The sequence below is a fragment of the Rhizobium sp. 05N49 genome, from assembly GCF_056396805.1.
Genome location: NZ_JBFTME010000004.1, coordinates 71,984 through 88,409 on the forward strand (window position 1 = coordinate 71,984; position 16,426 = coordinate 88,409).

The following is a 16,426-nucleotide window of genomic DNA, read 5'->3' on the forward strand; positions in this document are numbered from 1 at the left end:
AATGTTAGCAACGCCTAAAGCGTCCCCGCTAGTGCGTGAATGCAACACTTCATGAAAGGTTTCCGGCGAAGTGACGGCGGACCACCGTCACCATTGATCGGCTAGTGGACTCTTTCGCCTCCGGCGGCTCAGAGCGCGGAAAAATGCGCCTTGATCAGTTCGTGATCGGAGATTGCTGCTCCGTCTGCGTCGACGGCAGCAACAGTTACGGCGTCGCTTGCCCAAAGGCCGCGGGTAAACAGCCAGTCGAGGCGAGCAAAAGGAGGCTGTGGCGTTCCGTCGGGGCGCGTGCGCTGCGTGAGCGCGAAATCGTTGGCAGTCTCCCAGTGATAGCCGGCCTCTGCGAGGAGACCGAAAAGCGGTTCGTGCGCTTCGGGTTCACGCGACCCCTCGGGAAGGATATTGGTGTTGAAATCACCCCCCACAACGACGGGCAAGCCATCGGCGAGCTTTTCAACGGCGGCGATCAGCCTCTTTGTCTGCATTGCCCGATCCGCAATGTCGGTCTTGCTTTCCAGATGCACGCTGACTGCAAGGATCGGCCCGAATGCGGTTTCGATTTTGGCCGCGATTGCCATGCGGCCGCCGATCCGACCCTGCCCGTCCTTTGCATCCGTCCACCATGTGCCGCAGTCATCGAGATGGATCAATGCCGCATCAAGCAACGGCAAACGGGAGAGCAGCGCATTGCCGTGGAAGCCGACGGCATTCGTCTCGCCCTTATGCCATTCGCGCTCACGGGAATCGCCGAGACCAAGCTCCACGAACTCCACGCCAAAAGCATAGGACATGCCGAGATCGCGGGCGAGGTCGGCAACAGTGTGCCGGTTGCCGGCGCGCGCCATGCCGAGATCAGCCTCCGTGAGCAACAGGATATCGGCGACGCTCTGGCGGACGAGTTCCACCGAAGGCGCATGATATTTCAGCCGTTCGGCGTTCCAAGCGGCGACGACGAGACCGTTTCCGATGCTGGCTTCGCTGGCAGTCCGTACGACTTCGATCGTCGAAAGCGCCGGCAGGGTCGCTGCAAGCCGGTCATGCTCGGCCTGTGTCAGTTCGGCAGAACGCGCCTCATCGAAGAACGTGGCTGGGGGTACGGCAAGCGCCTCTACGGCGGCCGCAACCAGGTTGCGGTCGCCGCTGGCGAGATCAAGAAAGCTCTTCATCTGCATCAGCTCAGGCGTTAACGGTCACGGCGTTGCTTCTTGCCGGCGCGACGAGCACTTTGCCGGTCTCAGCCGAGTAGAGATGGATCGAATCCTGATCGATCGCAATGCCGATGCGATCGCCGGTCTTCAGCGAGACCGAACCGGTCATGGCGACAGCAAAGGGCAGGCCATCGAAATCGGCATGGACAATCCGGCTGGCGCCCAGTTCTTCGATGAAGTCGGCGGTCGCAACGAGCGCACCCGGCGCATCCGGGGAGACGAGGCGAGCGGCTTCTGCACGCACGCCGAGAACGACGCGCTGGCCGGCAAGCTGCTTGCCGCGCTCAGCTGGAAGCGTCACGGTGCGGCCTTCGTCATAGATGAACACGCCGGTTTCGTTGACGCGGCCTTCCAGCAGGTTCATTGCCGGCGTGCCGACGAAGCCGGCGACGAAGCGGCTTGCGGGATAGTGATAGACCTCTTCCGGCGTGCCGACCTGTTCGACATTGCCGGCATTCATGACGATGATGCGGTCGGCAAGTGTCATGGCCTCGTTCTGGTCGTGTGTCACGAAGATCGAGGTTGCGCCGAGGCGGCGATGCAGGCGGCGGATTTCCGCACGCATGGCGATACGCAGCTTGGCATCGAGGTTCGACAGCGGCTCGTCGAAAAGAAAGACCTTCGGCTCGCGGATCATGGCGCGGCCCATGGCGACGCGCTGGCGCTGACCGCCTGAGAGAGCGGCCGGGCGGCGCTCGAGGAAGGGCTCGAGGCTGAGTGCCTTGGCAACGTCGGCGATCCGGCGGTCACGCTCGGCCTTCGGCACACCGGCGACCTTGAGTGCATAACCGATGTTTTCGGCAACGCTCATGTGCGGATAAAGCGCATAATTCTGGAAGACCATCGCGCAGCCGCGTTCACGTGGCTCGAGTTGGTTGACGACGCGCCCGTCGATGGCGATTTCGCCACCGGTAATTTCTTCCAGGCCGGCGACCATGCGCAGCAGCGTGGACTTGCCGCAGCCGGACGGGCCGAGGATGACGATGAATTCGCCCGACTGGATTTCGAGATCGACGCCATGAACGACGGCGTGCTTGCCATAGTTCTTTTTCACGCCACGGATGGAGATCGGTGCCAAGGTTCTGTTCCTTTCACTTCTCGGTGGAGATAAGGCCGCGCACGAACCAACGCTGCATCAGGATGACGAGGATCAGCGGCGGCGACATGATGATCAATGTTCCGGCCATCGCGACGTTCCAGTCGGGCAGGCCGAATTCGGAGGGAATGAGCGTCTTGAGCTGGGTCACGGCGATGCCGAACTTCGGGTCGGTCGTGATCAGCAGCGGCCAGAGATACTGGTTCCAGGCCCAGACGAACATGATGGTGAAGAGCGCGATCATGTTTGGGCGCGACAGCGGTAGCAACACGTCCCAGAAGAAGCGGACCGGACCGGAGCCGTCCATCTTCGATGCCTCGGCAAGCTCGTCCGGCACCGTCAGGTAGAACTGGCGGTAGAGGAAGGTGCCGGTTGCGGTGGCGACCATCGGCAGCACGAGGCCCGGATAGGAGTTCAGCAGACCCCATTCGAGCTTGATCTGGATGCCGGTGATCTGGGCGACCAGCCAGCTGATGCCGGTTACGTCGAGGATCGTCTGGAACGGCTGGAGCGCGTTGGCGGCGATCGAATAGGTCGGCACGATACGCACTTCGAGCGGCAGCATCAGCGTGATGAAGATGATCCAGAAGATCAGATGGCGGCCGGGGAAGCGGAAATACACGATCGAGAAAGCTGCCATCGCGGAAAGGATGACCTTGCCGGCGCCGACGGTGGCAGCAAAGATGACGCTGTGGAAAAGCTTGTTGCCGAGATCGGCGCGCACCCAAGCGGTCTGCACGTTCTCCCAGAAATGGCTGCTCGGAACCAGCGGCAGCGGCACCCGGTTGACGGTTTCCAGATCAAGCGTCGATGCGACGATGACGATCAGGAAGGGCAGAAGGGCGATCACCATGCCCAATGCCAGCAGCGTGTAGCAGATAAAATTGAAGATTGGCGTGCGTTCGATCATGTTCGCGACCTCACTTGTAATGCACGCGCCGCTCGATGAAGCGGAACTGGACGATGGTAAGGAGCATGACCAGACCCATCAGGATCATGGACTGAGCTGCGGCACCTGAATAATCGAGGCCCTTGAAGCCGTCGAAAAAGATCTTGTAGACCATGAGTTCGGTGGCACGCGCCGGACCACCCTGGGTCATCACGTCGACGATACCGAAGGAATCCTGGAAGCTTTCGGTGATGTTGATGACCAGAAGGAAGAACAGCGTCGGGGTGAGGAGCGGCAGCTGGATATCCCAGATCCGGCGCATCGGTCCGGAACCGTCCATGGCGGCAGCTTCGATCAGCGAGCGTGGAATGCCCTGAAGCGCCGATAGGAAGAATATGAAGTTGTAGCCGATATATTTCCAAGAAAAGGCGACGATGACGGCGATCATCGCATCCTTGCCGTCGAAGGCAGGGTTCCAGAGGCCGGGCCAGACGTGGTTGATGACCGACAGGAGGCCGGCTTCCGGTGCCAGGATGAAGCGGAAGGCAAGGCCGAGAGCGGGAGCGGCAATCGCATAGGGCCAGATGAAGACCGAGCGATAGATCTTGTGGCCGCGCAGTTCACGATCGGTCAGAAGCGCCAGTATGAGCGCCAGGCCCATGGCGATGGCGGTCGAGGCGAAGCCGAAGATCATGCTGCGGGTGATGGAGTCCCAATAGACCGGGTCCGAAAGCAGCTGCTTGAAATTGTCGAAACCGACCCAGGCATTGCCGCCGCCCCATGGCTGCTCGAGCGTGAACGCCCAATACAGCGCCTGCGCACTCGGCCAGTAGAAGAAGACGAAGATCAGCAACAGCATCGGAAATACGAAGAGAATGCCGGTCGTCGTCGAGGAGAAAGTGACGCGCTTTTCCATGAGTGGTCGTTTTCGCCCTGGTTGGGTTCTGGCGCGGACGGCGATCTTGCTGCCGCAGCCGGTAGGATTTACAAAGACGCACCCGGCGCGCCAGAAGCGGGCCGGGTGCGTCTCATATCAGTCGATTAGGGGAGCTGAACGCCCTTGTAGGTCTGCTGGAAGCGACGCAGCAGCTGGTTGCCGCGGTCGGCAGCAGAGTCGAGCGAGGCCTGTACGTCGGCATTGTTGACGAAGATTGCCTGCAGGCCGTTAGCGATTTCGGTACGGACCTGGAGCAGGCCACCGAGACGGATGCCCTTGGCAGCCGTGTCGCCAGCCGGCGAAGCGGTCAGGCTCTGAATGGCAAGTTCGCGACCGGCATAAGGAGCCTTGTCGTAGAAGCCCTGCTTCTTCAGGTACTCGAAGCCCGAGTTACGAACCGGGATGTAGCCGGTAACGGTCGACCAGGTGAGGGCTTCTTCCGGCTTTGCGATAAAGTTGAAGAAGGAAGCGGCAGCCTTGTATTCGGCGTCCGAATGACCCTTCAGAACCCAGAGCGAAGCACCACCAACGTAGGAGCTGTGACGGCTTGCATCGCCATAGGTCGGGAGCATGGAAACGCCCCAGTTCATGCCCTGCTTGGCAGTACGGCCGATGTTGCCATGGTCGCCAACGGAGGTCAGGATGACCTGGCAATCGCCAGCAGCGAAGGCTTCAACGAAGGTCTGGCCAACGGCCTTGTTCTTGATGACAGCTTCCTTGGCGTCGTACCAGCCCTTCAGGTCCTTGACGAAATTGACAAGCATCGGGTTCTTGTTGAACACCAGCTCGGCGTCGAGGCCTTCAAAGCCGTTCTTCTTCGTAGCAATCGGTTCGCCGTTGACGGCTTCGAACTGCTCGATGAACTGCCAGACTTCGTTGTTGGAGATGTCAAAGCCGAGCGGGCAAGCATAACCTGCGTCCTTCAGAGCCTTGAAGTCTTCGCCAGCTTCCTTCCAGGTGGCCGGAGCATGGTCCTTGCCGATCTTGGCGAAGGCGTCCTTGTTCCAGTACAGCAGAGCCGTCGAGGAGTTGAAGGGGAACGAGTACATCTCGCCCTTCGAGGTTGCATAGTAGCCGGCGATGCCGGAGAAGTAGTCGTTCCAGTCAACATTGTAGCCCATGTCCTTCATGAGCTTGTTGGCCGGGTAGTAGGCGCCCGAAAGCATGATGTCGAGCGTGCCGGCATCCGAAACCTGAGCGATGGTCGGCTGCTTGCCGGCGCGGAAAGCGGCGATCGTGTTCTGCAGCGAGGCGTCGTAAGAGCCCTGGCTGGTGCAGACGACTTCGAAGTCGTTCTGCGACTTGTTGAAACGGTCGCACTGTTCCTGAACGCGCGTAGCGATATCGCCAGAGTTGCCGAACCAGAAGTCGATCTTGGTCTTTTCGGCAGCAGCGGCGGGACCAGCAGCAACGAAAGCTGAAGCGAGTAGGGCGCCTACGGCGCCGAGAAGCTTGGCTTGCATGAGAACCCTCGAAAAATAGGACGCGCCCCCTCTTGAGCGCACGCCCTATTAACTGGTTCAATTTGCGGTAACCAATGAAGTTTCTATGACATGAATAGAGTAGAAAGTTTCTGTCACAAAATATTCATGTCCGAATTTTGTGAACTGATCCTCGAACATCGATGCCTTTCGTTTGCCGATTTGGCCGAAGTGATTGTCTATATTTCATTTATATATGAAATATAGCGCAAGAATCGAAAGCTCACTTGTCTATTCAATTCTATTGGCGGTCATTATTATTAGGCCGTTATCAAAAATGGCGAGAAAGCTTGACCGGAAACAACCTGCTATCAGGAGGATTCGACCTCGGAAATAGCTTTGCACAGCTGTGCGTTGAGCTATAAAAATACGACATTTAATATTCTATTTGCGACTTCTTGAGCATTTTGCCTATTTATTGGGCGCTTTCATTGCCGGCCAACCACGTTTCCAAGTTCCGGTGGCTCAGAGTTTCTCGCCGCGCTCGACCGGATTGCGGCCCAGTTATCCGTCATCGGATAGTTTTCCGGCCTCTAGAATGCGTTTTGCGAGTTTCAGATGCGGCAGGTCGAGCATGCGCCCGTCGATCTGGATGACGCCGGTGTCCGGCGAAGCATCGAAGGCGGCTACGACTTCTTCCGCCCAGCTGATCTCAGCTGCGTCCGGCGTGAAGGCTCGGTTGATCGGTTCGACCTGGCTTGGATGGATCGCCATCATTCCCGAGAAACCGTCGCGCCGGGCGCGGGCAGCATAGGTCGCAAGACCGCTGAGATCACGAAAATCGGGATAGACGGTTTCGATGGCGGGAACCGCGGCGGCGTGCGCGCCAAACAGCACCAGAGAGCGGGCGAGCTCATAGGGGGCGGTGTAGCGTCCATCTGCCTCGCGGGCGATAACAGCGCCGATTGCGGCCGGCAGATCTTCCGCGCCCCAGGTCAGCCCGCAGAGATGAGAGGTGACGTCCCGGTAACTGCCGATCTCGAAAATGGCAGCCGGCGTTTCAGTCGCGATCGGCAGGATAGACACCGCGGATGATGACAGGTGGCTTGCGAGCTGGCGCACCGAAGCTGCGCCTTCAGCCTTCGGCAACATGATCGCGAAGGGGCTGATCTCAGCGAGTGCAGCCAGATCGTCTTGGCAGGCAGACGTTGCAAGGGGGTTGATGCGGATCACAAGCGTCGCATCGGCCGCTCGGCGCGTGACGAAGTCGTGCACGGCGTCTCGCGCCCGCGGCTTGTTCTGCGCGGAGACGGAATCTTCCAGATCGAGGATGACGGCATCGGCGCCTGATGCGAGCGCCTTGTCGAAGCGCTCTGGTCTGTCACCGGGCACGAAGAGCAGCGAGCGTAGCCTCATGACGGCTTAACCTGCAGCATGGCCGTCCGCAGGCACTGGCAAACGATCTCGTTTCGCTGATTCAGCGTAATATGCTTGAACGTGACAATCCCGGCATCGGGCCGGGAATTGGAGCGCCGGAGCTCCGTCACCTCCGTTTCCACCCGAAGCGTGTCACCGATGAACACCGGCTTCGGCATCGTCACCTTGTCGTATCCGAGATTGGCGACCAGCGTGCCGAGCGTCGTGTCGCCGACCGAGAGGCCGACGGTGAGCGCGAAGGTGAAGGTGCCATTGACGACGATGCGGCCGAATTCAGTCCCCGCCGCATAATCTGCGTCGAGATGGAGCGGCTGTGGATTATGGGAGAGCGTGGTGAAGAGCAGGTTGTCGGTTTCCGTGGCCGTGCGGCGGATCTCGTGGGAGATCCGGTCGCCGACCGTCCATTCGTCGAAGTAGCGGCCGGCCATCAGTGCTCTTCCTTCATGACGCTGGCGATGAGCTGGTTTTCCGAGACCCGCGTGCCCACGGAGACCGGCAGTTTGCCGACAATGCCGTCAAAGGGCGCGCGCAGCGTATGTTCCATCTTCATCGCCTCCACCGTCAGCAGCCTGTCGCCCTTGGCAACGCGATCGCCTTCCGCGACATCGACGGAAATGACGAGACCCGGCATCGGCGAAAGGATCGCGCCATCGCCGGCGCCCTGATGCGCTTCAACTTCGCTGGCGACGGGAACGCCGATCGGCCAGGCATTGCCGCCATCGAAGAGAACGACGGTATCGCCGAACCTGACGGCATTGGTGTCGAGGCCGGAGCGGACATGCCCCCAATAGAGATGGTCGCCGATGCGGACGCGCGCGCGGCTATCGCCTGTTCCCGCAACACGCAGGCCGGCGAGAGCCGACCAGGGATCGGTGGCTTCCTTCGCTGCCAATGCCGTCGCTGCCCTGTCGATAGCCATCTCGTCTGGCTCCTTCGGCAGCAGGGTTTCTCCGTGACGGTCGAGAAAGCCCGTATCGATCTTTGCCGCTTGGAAATCCGCGTCGATGGCGACGCGCGCGAGCAGACCGGCATTGGATTTTACCGGCCAGATTTCGATGCTTTCGCAGGCCCTGGTGAGTCTCGCGAGGGCTGCGTCACGATTTGGGCCGTGGGCGATGATCTTGGCGATCATCGGATCGTAGAAGGCGGTGATCTCGTTACCCTCCTCGACGCCGCTGTCGACCCGAACATTTTTGGGCAAGCGCAGATGATCGAGATAGCCGATCGAGGGCAGGTAGCCGGCAACAGGGTTTTCGGCGTAAAGGCGAGCCTCGAAGGCCCAGCCGTTCATCAAGATATCGTCTTGTCCCTTCGGCAGCGGCTCGCCGGCGGCGACCTTCAATTGCCAGAGCACCAGATCCTCGCCGGTGATGGCTTCGGTGACAGGGTGCTCCACCTGCAGCCTCGTGTTCATCTCCATGAACCAGATGCGATCCGGGCGCAGGCCCCCCGAGGCATCGGCAATGAATTCGATGGTCCCGGCACCCACATAACTTACCGCCTTCGCCGCCTTGACCGCTGCTTCGCAAATTGAGGCTCGGGTTCCGGCGTCGAGGCCCGGGGCGGGTGCCTCCTCAATCACTTTCTGGTGCCTGCGTTGAAGCGAGCAGTCACGTTCGAAGAGATGGACGCAATTGCCGAAGCGGTCTGCAAAGACCTGTACCTCGATATGGCGCGGATTGGCGATATAGCGCTCGATCAGCACGCGGTCGTCACCGAATGACGAGGCAGCCTCGCGGCGGCAGGAGGCAAGCAGTTCTGCGAAATCTTCCGGTCGGTCGACCCGGCGCATGCCCTTGCCGCCGCCGCCGGCGACGGCTTTGACAAGCACCGGATACCCTGTTGCCATAGCTTCTGCGGCGAGCCGCTCGTCGCTCTGGTCAGAGCCCATATAGCCTGGTGTGACGGGCACGCCGGCGGCCTGCATCAGCTGTTTCGCGGCATCCTTGAGACCCATGGCACGAATTGCGGCGGGTGGGGCACCGACCCAGATGATGCCGGCATTCTCGACGGCTTCGGCGAATTCGGCATTTTCCGACAGGAAGCCGTAGCCGGGATGGATTGCGGCCGCACCTGTTCTGCGGGCGGCCTCCAGTATCCGCTCCTGTGAAAGATAACTCTCACGAGCGGGCGCGGGGCCGATGGCAACAGCCTCGTCCGCTTCTGTCACGAAGGGCAGGTTGGCATCGGCCTCTGAATAAACGGCAATTGTCCGGATGCCGAGTGCCTTTGCCGTACGGATGATCCGGCGGGCGATCTCGCCCCTGTTGGCTATGAGCAGGCTTTCCATCATCGCCACCTCACATCCGAAAGAGGCCGAAACGCGGCCCTTTGAGGATCGGTGCATTCAGGCAGGCGGAAAAGGCAAGGCCCAGCACATCACGCGTCTGGCGGGGATCGATGATGCCGTCGTCCCAGAGACGTGCGGTGGCGTAATATGGATTGCCCTCGGCCTCGTAGCCGGCGCGGATCGGCGCCTTGAAGGCTTCTTCATCTTCGACTGGCCATGTCTCCCCGCGTGCTTCCATCGCATCACGGCGGATGGTGGCAAGTACGGAAGCCGCCTGCTCGCCGCCCATCACGCTGATGCGGCTGTTCGGCCAGGTAAAAAGGAAGCGTGGGCGATAGGCTCGGCCGCACATGCCGTAATTGCCAGCCCCGAAACTACCGCCGATGATGACGGTGACCTTGGGCACCGTGGCTGTGGCAACTGCGGTGACGAGCTTCGCCCCATCCTTCGCAATGCCGCCCGCCTCATAACGTCCGCCGACCATGAAACCTGATATGTTCTGCAAAAACAATAGCGGCACGCGGCGCTGGCAAGCAAGCTCGATGAAATGTGCCCCCTTCAGCGCGCTCTCGGAAAACAGCACGCCATTGTTGGCGATGACGGCGACAGGCAGGCCCCAGATACGGGCAAAACCGCAGATGAGCGTCGTGCCATAGAGCGGCTTGAACTCATGGAACTCGGAGCCATCGACCACCCGGCCGATGACCTCGCGCACGTCATAGGGCGAGCGGACGTCCTCGGGGATGATGCCGTTGAGATCTTCGGGATCGAGCTTGGGTGGGCGAGGGGCCTGGATGTCGATATCGACCGACTTCACGCTGTTGAGACTGGCGACGATATCGCGCACGAGAAGCAGCGCATGCTCGTCGTTTTCGGCGACATGATCGACGACGCCGGAGCGCCGGCCATGGGTCTCGGCGCCGCCGAGCTCCTCGGCCGAAATGATCTCGCCGGTCGCGGCTTTCACCAATGGCGGGCCGGCAAGGAAGATCGTGCCCTGGTTGCGCACGATGACCGTCTCATCGGACATGGCTGGCACATAGGCGCCGCCGGCCGTGCAGCTTCCCATCACGCAGGCAATCTGCGGAATGCCTTCCGCCGACATTTGCGCCTGATTGTAGAAGATCGCCCCGAAATGATCGCGGTCGGGAAAGACCTCGGCCTGATGCGGAAGATTGGCGCCGCCACTGTCGACGAGATAGATGCAGGGCAGCCGGTTCTGCATGGCTATTTCCTGAGCCCGCAGATGTTTCTTCACCGTCATCGGAAAATAGGCGCCGCCCTTCACCGTCGCATCATTGGCGACGATCATCACCTCGCGGCCGGAGACGCGGCCTATCCCGGTGATGATGCCGGCACCCGGGGCTTCATCGCCATACATGCCGTTTGCCGTCAGTGTGCCGATCTCCAGGAACGGGCTGCCGCCGTCGAGCAGCAGCTGGATGCGGTCGCGCGGCAGTAGCTTGCCCTTGCTCGCGTGGCGTTCGCGGGCCGCTTGCGAGCCGCCCTCGCGGGTCTTGGCCGAGCGATCGTAGAGTTCGGCGATCAGTCCCTTGTTCTTGATGCTGTTGGCTTTGAAGGTTTCGCTGTCGCGATCGATCACTGAGGAAATCACCGTCATGATGCGATGAGCTCCCGACCAATCAGATAGCGTCGAATCTCGTTGGTCCCGGCGCCGATATCATAAAGCTTGGCGTCACGCAGAAAGCGCTCGACCGGCCACTCCTTGGTATATCCGGCGCCGCCAAGCGCCTGGATTGCCTCCAGCGAGACCTTTACAGCATTTTCGCTGGCAAAGAGGATGGCGGCTGCCGCATCCGCGCGTGTCGTGCGGCCGGCATCACAGGCACGAGCGACGGAATAGACATAGGCGCGAGACGAATTCAGCGCGACATACATATCGGCGATCTTGCCCTGCATCAGCTGGAAGTCACCGATTGCCTTGCCGAACTGTTTACGCTCCCGCACATAGGGCAATACCACGTCGAGGCAGGCCTGCATGATGCCAAGCGGACCGGCGGCAAGCACGGCACGCTCATAGTCGAGGCCTGACATCAGGATCTTCACACCGTCGCCTTCCCGACCCATCAGAGCCTCCGCGGGCACTTCGCAATCCTGAAAGACAAGCTCTGCCGTATCGCTGCCGCGCATGCCGAGTTTGGAAAGCTTTTTCGAAACGCTGAAGCCGGGCAGACCCTTCTCGATGATGAAAGCTGAAATGCCCTTCGGTCCGGCGGTCGGATCGGTCTTCGCGTAGACGACAAGTACGTCGGCATGAGGTGCATTGGTGATCCAGAACTTGGTCCCGTTAAGGAGGTAGCGATCACCCTTGCGCTCGGCCCTGAGCCGCATGGAAACGACGTCCGAACCGGAACCGGCTTCGGACATGGCAAGCGAGCCGACATGCTCGCCCGAAATCAGCTTCGGCAGATAGCGGTGTTTCTGCTCCGGTGCCGCCCAGCGGCGGATCTGGTTGATACAGAGATTGGAATGAGCGCCGTAACTCAGCCCCACGGAGGCTGATGCACGCGATACTTCCTCCATGGCAACGACATGCTCGAGGTAACCGAGACCAGCACCGCCGAACTCCTCCTCGACAGTGATGCCATGCAGACCGAGCTCCCCCATCTTCGGCCAGAGCTGGCGGGGAAACGTGTTGCTTTCGTCGATCTCCGTGGCGAGCGGAGCAATATTGTCAGCGGCAAAGCGCGCCGTCGCGTCACGGATTGCATCCGCGGTTTCGCCCAACGAAAAATCAAACATGGCATTCCTCCCGCTAAAATATGTAGCGCGGGTTGCGGCCGGTTCAAAGCTCCCCTTCAACGAAGCCTATTCCCATTGCGCCGATTTTGCCTCTTCACGGCGGAAGGCCTCGGGACTCTTGCCTATCCATTTCTTGAAGGCGCGAAAGAAGGCACTAGGTTCGGAATAGCCGAGCTGCACGGCGATTTCGCCGATCGTCTTCTGGGTGTTCATCAGCATGTCGACGGCGAGATCGCGGCGGATATCGTCCTTGATGCCGGCATAGCTCTGGCCCTCGTCGTGCAGGCGGTGTCGCAGTGTCGAGGAGGGCATGTGCATGTCTTTCGCCAGTGTTTGAAAACTCGTCCAGGCGGCGGGAGAGGTCTGGGAGAGGCGGCGGCGCACCGCAGCGGCGATGCCGGCATCATAGCGGTAGCGGACAAGGATGTTGGCCGGGGCGCCGCGCAGGAACTGCTTCAGCGATTGTTCGCTGCGCGAAATCGACAGATCGAGCATGGCGCTATCGAAGCCGAGCCGGCTGATCGGCTGCGAGAAGCGTACCGGGGCGCCGAAGAAGAGCCGGTAGTCGGCACCCTGGCCAGGTTCTGCGCAGCGAAAATCGACGAGCCGGATCGGGATGCGTCGGCCGACCAGCCAGCAGATGATGCCGTGCAGGAGTATCCAGTAAGTGCGGTAGGCGAAGGCCGAGCGCGGTTCGCCGGCGTCGCGCAGCTCGATCTGAGCCAGCCCGTCGCGGACGACGAGCGTGCCGCGCGGATCGTCCAGCACCACATCGAGGAAACGCAAGGCCCGCCGCAGCGCATGGCCGAGGGTGGGCGCGTGCAGCACGCAATGGCAAAGCAGGGTGAAACTGCCGCTGCGCATCGGCCGGGCGCCCATGCCGAAGAATTCGTCGTCGAGTTCGGCGGCGATTGCTAGCCAGAGCGCACCATAGACTTCGGCCGAAACCGGCTGACTGATCTGCTCGGGCAGGCCGAGCCTGGCCAGGATCGGCGCGGTCGGCCTCCCCAGCCTTCGCAGGCTGTCGAGGGCTTCCTCGACAAAGCCTGGCGCAATCATGCGTCGCTCGATTTCAGCCATTGCCGCTCCGCCGCCTGTGGCAAAATTGGCCGCGATAATGCGGCAATTCTGTCATCGCTTGCAATAGGGTGAGGGATTAGAATTCCATTTCAGGTAGACTCTGGAGGGAATGTCTGCTGGGCAAGGAGGAGCGATCCGTGCAGATCAGCGGCGCAAATTTCATCGTTACCGGCGGCGGCTCCGGGCTTGGGGCGGCAACGGCGCGTATGCTCGTCGAAGCTGGCGGTCGCGTGACGATCGCCGATCTCCATCTTGACGCAGGCGAGGCGATTGCCCGCGAACTGGGGCAGGGCGCGCGCTTCATCAGGGCCGATGTGACGGACGAAAAAGACGGCGCTGCCGTCATCGCCGCAGCTGTCGATGCCTTCGGTCCGCTTCGCGGGCTTATCAATTGTGCCGGCGTGGCACCGGCCGAGAAGGTCGTCGGCCGCGATGGGCCGCACCGGCTGGAAAGCTTCGTCCGGACGATCAGCATCAATCTCATCGGCACTTTCAACATGATCAGGCTCGCGGCCGCTGCCATCCAGAACGCAGAGCCGGATGCCGAAGGCGAGCGCGGCGTGATCGTCAACACGGCTTCGGCTGCCGCCTTCGACGGACAGATCGGGCAGGCGGCCTATGCCGCGTCCAAGGGCGGCGTCGCTGCAATGACGCTGCCGATTGCCCGCGAGCTTGCCCGCCATGGTATTCGTACCGTGTCGATTGCGCCCGGCATTTTCGAAACGCCGATGATGGCCGGCATGCCGACCGAGGTGCGCGAAGCACTCGGCAAGAGCGTGCCGTTCCCGCCGCGGCTTGGGCATCCAGCCGAATTTGCCGCGCTGGTGCGCCATATCCTGGAAAACAGCATGCTGAACGGCGAGGTCATTCGCCTCGACGGCGCATTGCGCATGGGCGCGCGCTGAGCGCTAGCCCGAAGGAGGAAACATGACGCTGCAGGATCCCATCGTCATCGTCGCCGCGGCCCGAACGCCGATTGGCAGCTTTCAGGGTGAACTCAAGGATGCCGCCGCCCCCGAACTGGGCGCAGCGGCGATCCGCGCAGCGCTTGAACGCAGCGGTGTTGAGGCTGATGCAATCGAGGAGGTCGTTTTCGGCTGTGTCTTGCCGGCCGGTCAGGGCCAGGCGCCGGCTCGCCAGGCGGCGATCCATGCCGGATTGCCCTTTGCCACGGGCGCCAGCACCGTCAACAAGATGTGCGGCTCCGGCATGAAGGCCGTCATGATGGCGCATGACCTGATTGCCGCCGGCAGCGGTTCTATCGCGGTCGCCGGCGGCATGGAAAGCATGACGAACGCGCCCTATCTCCTTGATCGTGCCCGTGCTGGTTACAGGCTCGGCCATGGGCGGGTCGTGGACCATATGTTCCTCGACGGGCTGGAGGATGCGTATGACAAGGGGCGCTTGATGGGCAGCTTTGCGGAGGATTGCGCCGAAGCCTATCAGTTTACGCGCGAGGCGCAGGACGCCTATGCGGTCACGTCGCTGAGACGAGCGCAGAAAGCGATCGCCGAGGGCCGCTTCGATAAGGAGATCGTGCCGGTAACGGTGAAATCCGGCAGGACCGAGCAGATGGCGAGCGTTGATGAGCAGCCGGGCAAGGCAAAGCCGGACAAAATCCCCACCCTGAAACCTGCTTTTCGCGATGGCGGCACGGTGACGGCCGCCAATTCCAGTTCGATTTCCGATGGTGCCGCCGCGCTTGTTCTGATGCGCCGTTCGGAGGCGGAGCGCCGCGGCCTCAAGCCGCTGGCCACCATCCTCGGCCACGCCACACATTCGCAAGCGCCCAATCTTTTCGCCACGGCGCCGGTCGGTGCCCTGCAGAAGCTCTCGGGCCGCACTGGCCTGCCGCTTTCCGGGGTGGACCTCTTCGAGATCAACGAAGCCTTTGCCGTCGTTGCCATGGCTGCAATGCGTGATCTCGACCTGCCGCATGACAAGGTGAATGTGCATGGCGGCGCCTGCGCGCTCGGCCATCCGATCGGCGCTTCCGGTGCACGCATTCTGGTGACGCTGCTGTCGGCGCTCGAGCGTTACGACCTGAAGCGCGGCATGGCTGCACTTTGCATTGGTGGCGGTGAAGCGACCGCTGTCGCTGTCGAGCGGCATTAGGGGAGGGGCGCGCTGATGATCCTTTCCGAACTTCAGCAGCAGATCCGCGATCTGGCCCGCGACTTCGCTCAGGAAAGGCTGGCGCCGGGAGCGGCGAAGCGCGACCGGGAATCTCTTTTCCCGCGTGAAGAATTGAAGGAAATGGGCGAACTCGGTCTGCTTGGCATGCTGGTGCCGGAAGCCTATGGCGGATCCGACACCGGTGTCATCGCCTATGCCGCAGCACTCGAAGAAATCGCTGCCGGTGACGGACCATGCTCGACCATCATGAGTGTGCATAGCTCGGTCGGCTGCGTGCCGATCCTGAAATTCGGCAATGATGACCAGCGGCAGCGCTTCCTGCCGAAGCTTGCGAGTGGCGAATGGATCGGTGGTTTCGCGCTGACGGAGCCGCAGGCAGGTTCGGATGCTTCGAACCTCAAGACGCGGGCGCGCCGCGATGGCGATCATTATGTGCTCGACGGCGCCAAGCAATTCATCACCTCAGGCAAGAACGGCCAGGTCATCATCGTCTTTGCCGTCACCGATCCCGATGCCGGTAAGAAGGGTATCACCGCCTTCATCGTGCCGACCGATACGCCGGGTTACGAAGTGATCCGCGTCGAGGAAAAACTCGGCCTGCATTCCTCCGACACATGCCAGATCGCCTTCAGCGGGATGCGTATTTCCGACAAGCTTCGGCTTGGCGAAGAGGGCGAGGGCTATCGCATCGCCCTTGCCAATCTCGAGGGTGGACGGATCGGTATTGCGGCGCAGGCCGTCGGCATGGCGAAGGCTGCCTTCGAGGCGGCGCGCGATTATGCCCGCGAACGCAGCGCCTTCGGCAAGCCGATCGTGGAGCATCAAGCCGTCGGATTCCGGCTCGCCGATATGGCGACGCGGATCGAGGCGGCGCGGCAGCTGGTCTTTCACGCGGCCTCACTCCGCGAAGCAGGACTGCCATGCCTGTCGGAAGCATCGATGGCCAAGCTCTTTGCCTCCGAGATGGCCGAGCGCGTCTGCTCAGATGCGATCCAGATTCACGGCGGCTACGGCTATATGGCCGATTATCCGGTGGAGCGCATCTATCGCGACGTGCGCATCTGCCAGATCTATGAGGGTACGAGTGACGTGCAGCGGATGGTAATTGCCCGCAACCTATAACAATAAGGTCCGGCTTCTGGAGGAGAGGAGCGGGGCTACTAAAGGGA

At 61.4% G+C, this 16,426-nt stretch carries 14 protein-coding genes; 3 read left to right on the plus strand and 11 right to left on the minus strand.

Features of this window, described 5'->3' with window-relative positions; translation table 11 throughout:
* Positions 1–128 precede the first annotated feature (128 nt).
* From AC1DF8_RS09965 to AC1DF8_RS10015, 11 genes are all read right to left on the minus strand, one after another.
* Complete coding sequence (locus AC1DF8_RS09965) at positions 129–1,166, minus strand: endonuclease/exonuclease/phosphatase family protein (protein WP_113014678.1); 1,038 nt, start codon at positions 1,164–1,166, stop codon at positions 129–131.
* A 10-nt stretch (positions 1,167–1,176) separates the two neighbouring features.
* The gene (gene ugpC / locus AC1DF8_RS09970; protein ID WP_113014587.1) at positions 1,177–2,286 is read right to left on the minus strand and encodes a sn-glycerol-3-phosphate ABC transporter ATP-binding protein UgpC; all 1,110 of its coding nucleotides are present in this window, start codon (positions 2,284–2,286) and stop codon (positions 1,177–1,179) included.
* Positions 2,287–2,299: 13 nt separating this feature from the next.
* On the minus strand, positions 2,300–3,214 hold the full coding sequence (locus AC1DF8_RS09975) for an ABC transporter permease subunit (RefSeq protein WP_112971746.1): 915 nt from the start codon (positions 3,212–3,214) through the stop codon (positions 2,300–2,302).
* 10 nt (positions 3,215–3,224) lie between these two features.
* Positions 3,225–4,109 (minus strand): carbohydrate ABC transporter permease, encoded by an 885-nt coding sequence (locus AC1DF8_RS09980; RefSeq protein WP_112971745.1) that lies wholly within the window; start codon positions 4,107–4,109, stop codon positions 3,225–3,227.
* 125 nt (positions 4,110–4,234) lie between these two features.
* Positions 4,235–5,593, minus strand: a complete 1,359-nt coding sequence (locus AC1DF8_RS09985) for an extracellular solute-binding protein (RefSeq protein ID WP_112546426.1) — start codon at positions 5,591–5,593, stop codon at positions 4,235–4,237.
* Between the two features lie 522 nt (positions 5,594–6,115).
* On the minus strand, positions 6,116–6,967 hold the full coding sequence (locus tag AC1DF8_RS09990; protein WP_113014586.1) for an HpcH/HpaI aldolase/citrate lyase family protein: 852 nt from the start codon (positions 6,965–6,967) through the stop codon (positions 6,116–6,118).
* Complete coding sequence (locus AC1DF8_RS09995) at positions 6,964–7,416, minus strand: MaoC family dehydratase (protein WP_113014585.1); 453 nt, start codon at positions 7,414–7,416, stop codon at positions 6,964–6,966. Before AC1DF8_RS09995 ends, AC1DF8_RS09990 begins: the two co-directional genes overlap by 4 nt.
* Complete coding sequence (locus AC1DF8_RS10000; protein WP_478153249.1) at positions 7,416–9,281, minus strand: acetyl/propionyl/methylcrotonyl-CoA carboxylase subunit alpha; 1,866 nt, start codon at positions 9,279–9,281, stop codon at positions 7,416–7,418. Before AC1DF8_RS10000 ends, AC1DF8_RS09995 begins: the two co-directional genes overlap by 1 nt.
* Before the next feature lie 7 nt (positions 9,282–9,288).
* Positions 9,289–10,899 carry a carboxyl transferase domain-containing protein gene (locus tag AC1DF8_RS10005; RefSeq protein ID WP_113202749.1) on the minus strand — a complete coding sequence of 537 codons (1,611 nt, stop codon included), beginning with the start codon at positions 10,897–10,899 and terminating at the stop codon, positions 9,289–9,291.
* Positions 10,896–12,041 carry an isovaleryl-CoA dehydrogenase gene (locus AC1DF8_RS10010; protein WP_478153251.1) on the minus strand — a complete coding sequence of 382 codons (1,146 nt, stop codon included), beginning with the start codon at positions 12,039–12,041 and terminating at the stop codon, positions 10,896–10,898. Before AC1DF8_RS10010 ends, AC1DF8_RS10005 begins: the two co-directional genes overlap by 4 nt.
* A gap of 66 nt (positions 12,042–12,107) precedes the next feature.
* The gene (locus tag AC1DF8_RS10015) at positions 12,108–13,121 is read right to left on the minus strand and encodes an AraC family transcriptional regulator (protein ID WP_478153253.1); all 1,014 of its coding nucleotides are present in this window, start codon (positions 13,119–13,121) and stop codon (positions 12,108–12,110) included.
* Between the two features lie 137 nt (positions 13,122–13,258).
* Between AC1DF8_RS10015 and AC1DF8_RS10020 the strand changes: the two genes are divergently transcribed.
* The 3 genes from AC1DF8_RS10020 to AC1DF8_RS10030 are packed head-to-tail and all read left to right on the plus strand — an operon-like array spanning position 13,259 to position 16,379.
* Entirely contained in the window at positions 13,259–14,026 is a 768-nt protein-coding gene (locus AC1DF8_RS10020; protein WP_478153255.1) for a 3-hydroxyacyl-CoA dehydrogenase, read from the plus strand.
* Between the two features lie 22 nt (positions 14,027–14,048).
* A complete protein-coding gene (locus tag AC1DF8_RS10025; protein WP_478153257.1) occupies positions 14,049–15,236 on the plus strand; it encodes an acetyl-CoA C-acyltransferase in 1,188 nt (395 codons plus the stop codon).
* Positions 15,237–15,251: 15 nt separating this feature from the next.
* Positions 15,252–16,379 (plus strand): acyl-CoA dehydrogenase family protein, encoded by a 1,128-nt coding sequence (locus AC1DF8_RS10030; protein WP_478153259.1) that lies wholly within the window; start codon positions 15,252–15,254, stop codon positions 16,377–16,379.
* Positions 16,380–16,426 lie beyond the last annotated feature (47 nt).

Bases quoted from the DNA above. Each gene is read 5' to 3' on its own strand.
- AC1DF8_RS09965 (WP_113014678.1), bottom strand. From the start codon at position 1,166: ATGAAGAGCTTTCTTGATCTCGCCAGCGGCGACCGCAACCTGGTTGCG.
- AC1DF8_RS09975 (WP_112971746.1), bottom strand. From the start codon at position 3,214: ATGATCGAACGCACGCCAATCTTCAATTTTATCTGCTACACGCTGCTG.
- AC1DF8_RS09980 (WP_112971745.1), bottom strand. From the start codon at position 4,109: ATGGAAAAGCGCGTCACTTTCTCCTCGACGACGACCGGCATTCTCTTC.
- AC1DF8_RS09985 (WP_112546426.1), bottom strand. From the start codon at position 5,593: ATGCAAGCCAAGCTTCTCGGCGCCGTAGGCGCCCTACTCGCTTCAGCT.
- AC1DF8_RS09990 (WP_113014586.1), bottom strand. From the start codon at position 6,967: ATGAGGCTACGCTCGCTGCTCTTCGTGCCCGGTGACAGACCAGAGCGC.
- AC1DF8_RS09995 (WP_113014585.1), bottom strand. From the start codon at position 7,416: ATGGCCGGCCGCTACTTCGACGAATGGACGGTCGGCGACCGGATCTCC.
- AC1DF8_RS10000 (WP_478153249.1), bottom strand. From the start codon at position 9,281: ATGATGGAAAGCCTGCTCATAGCCAACAGGGGCGAGATCGCCCGCCGG.
- AC1DF8_RS10005 (WP_113202749.1), bottom strand. From the start codon at position 10,899: ATGACGGTGATTTCCTCAGTGATCGATCGCGACAGCGAAACCTTCAAA.
- AC1DF8_RS10010 (WP_478153251.1), bottom strand. From the start codon at position 12,041: ATGTTTGATTTTTCGTTGGGCGAAACCGCGGATGCAATCCGTGACGCG.
- AC1DF8_RS10015 (WP_478153253.1), bottom strand. From the start codon at position 13,121: ATGGCTGAAATCGAGCGACGCATGATTGCGCCAGGCTTTGTCGAGGAA.
- AC1DF8_RS10025 (WP_478153257.1), top strand. From the start codon at position 14,049: ATGACGCTGCAGGATCCCATCGTCATCGTCGCCGCGGCCCGAACGCCG.
- AC1DF8_RS10030 (WP_478153259.1), top strand. From the start codon at position 15,252: ATGATCCTTTCCGAACTTCAGCAGCAGATCCGCGATCTGGCCCGCGAC.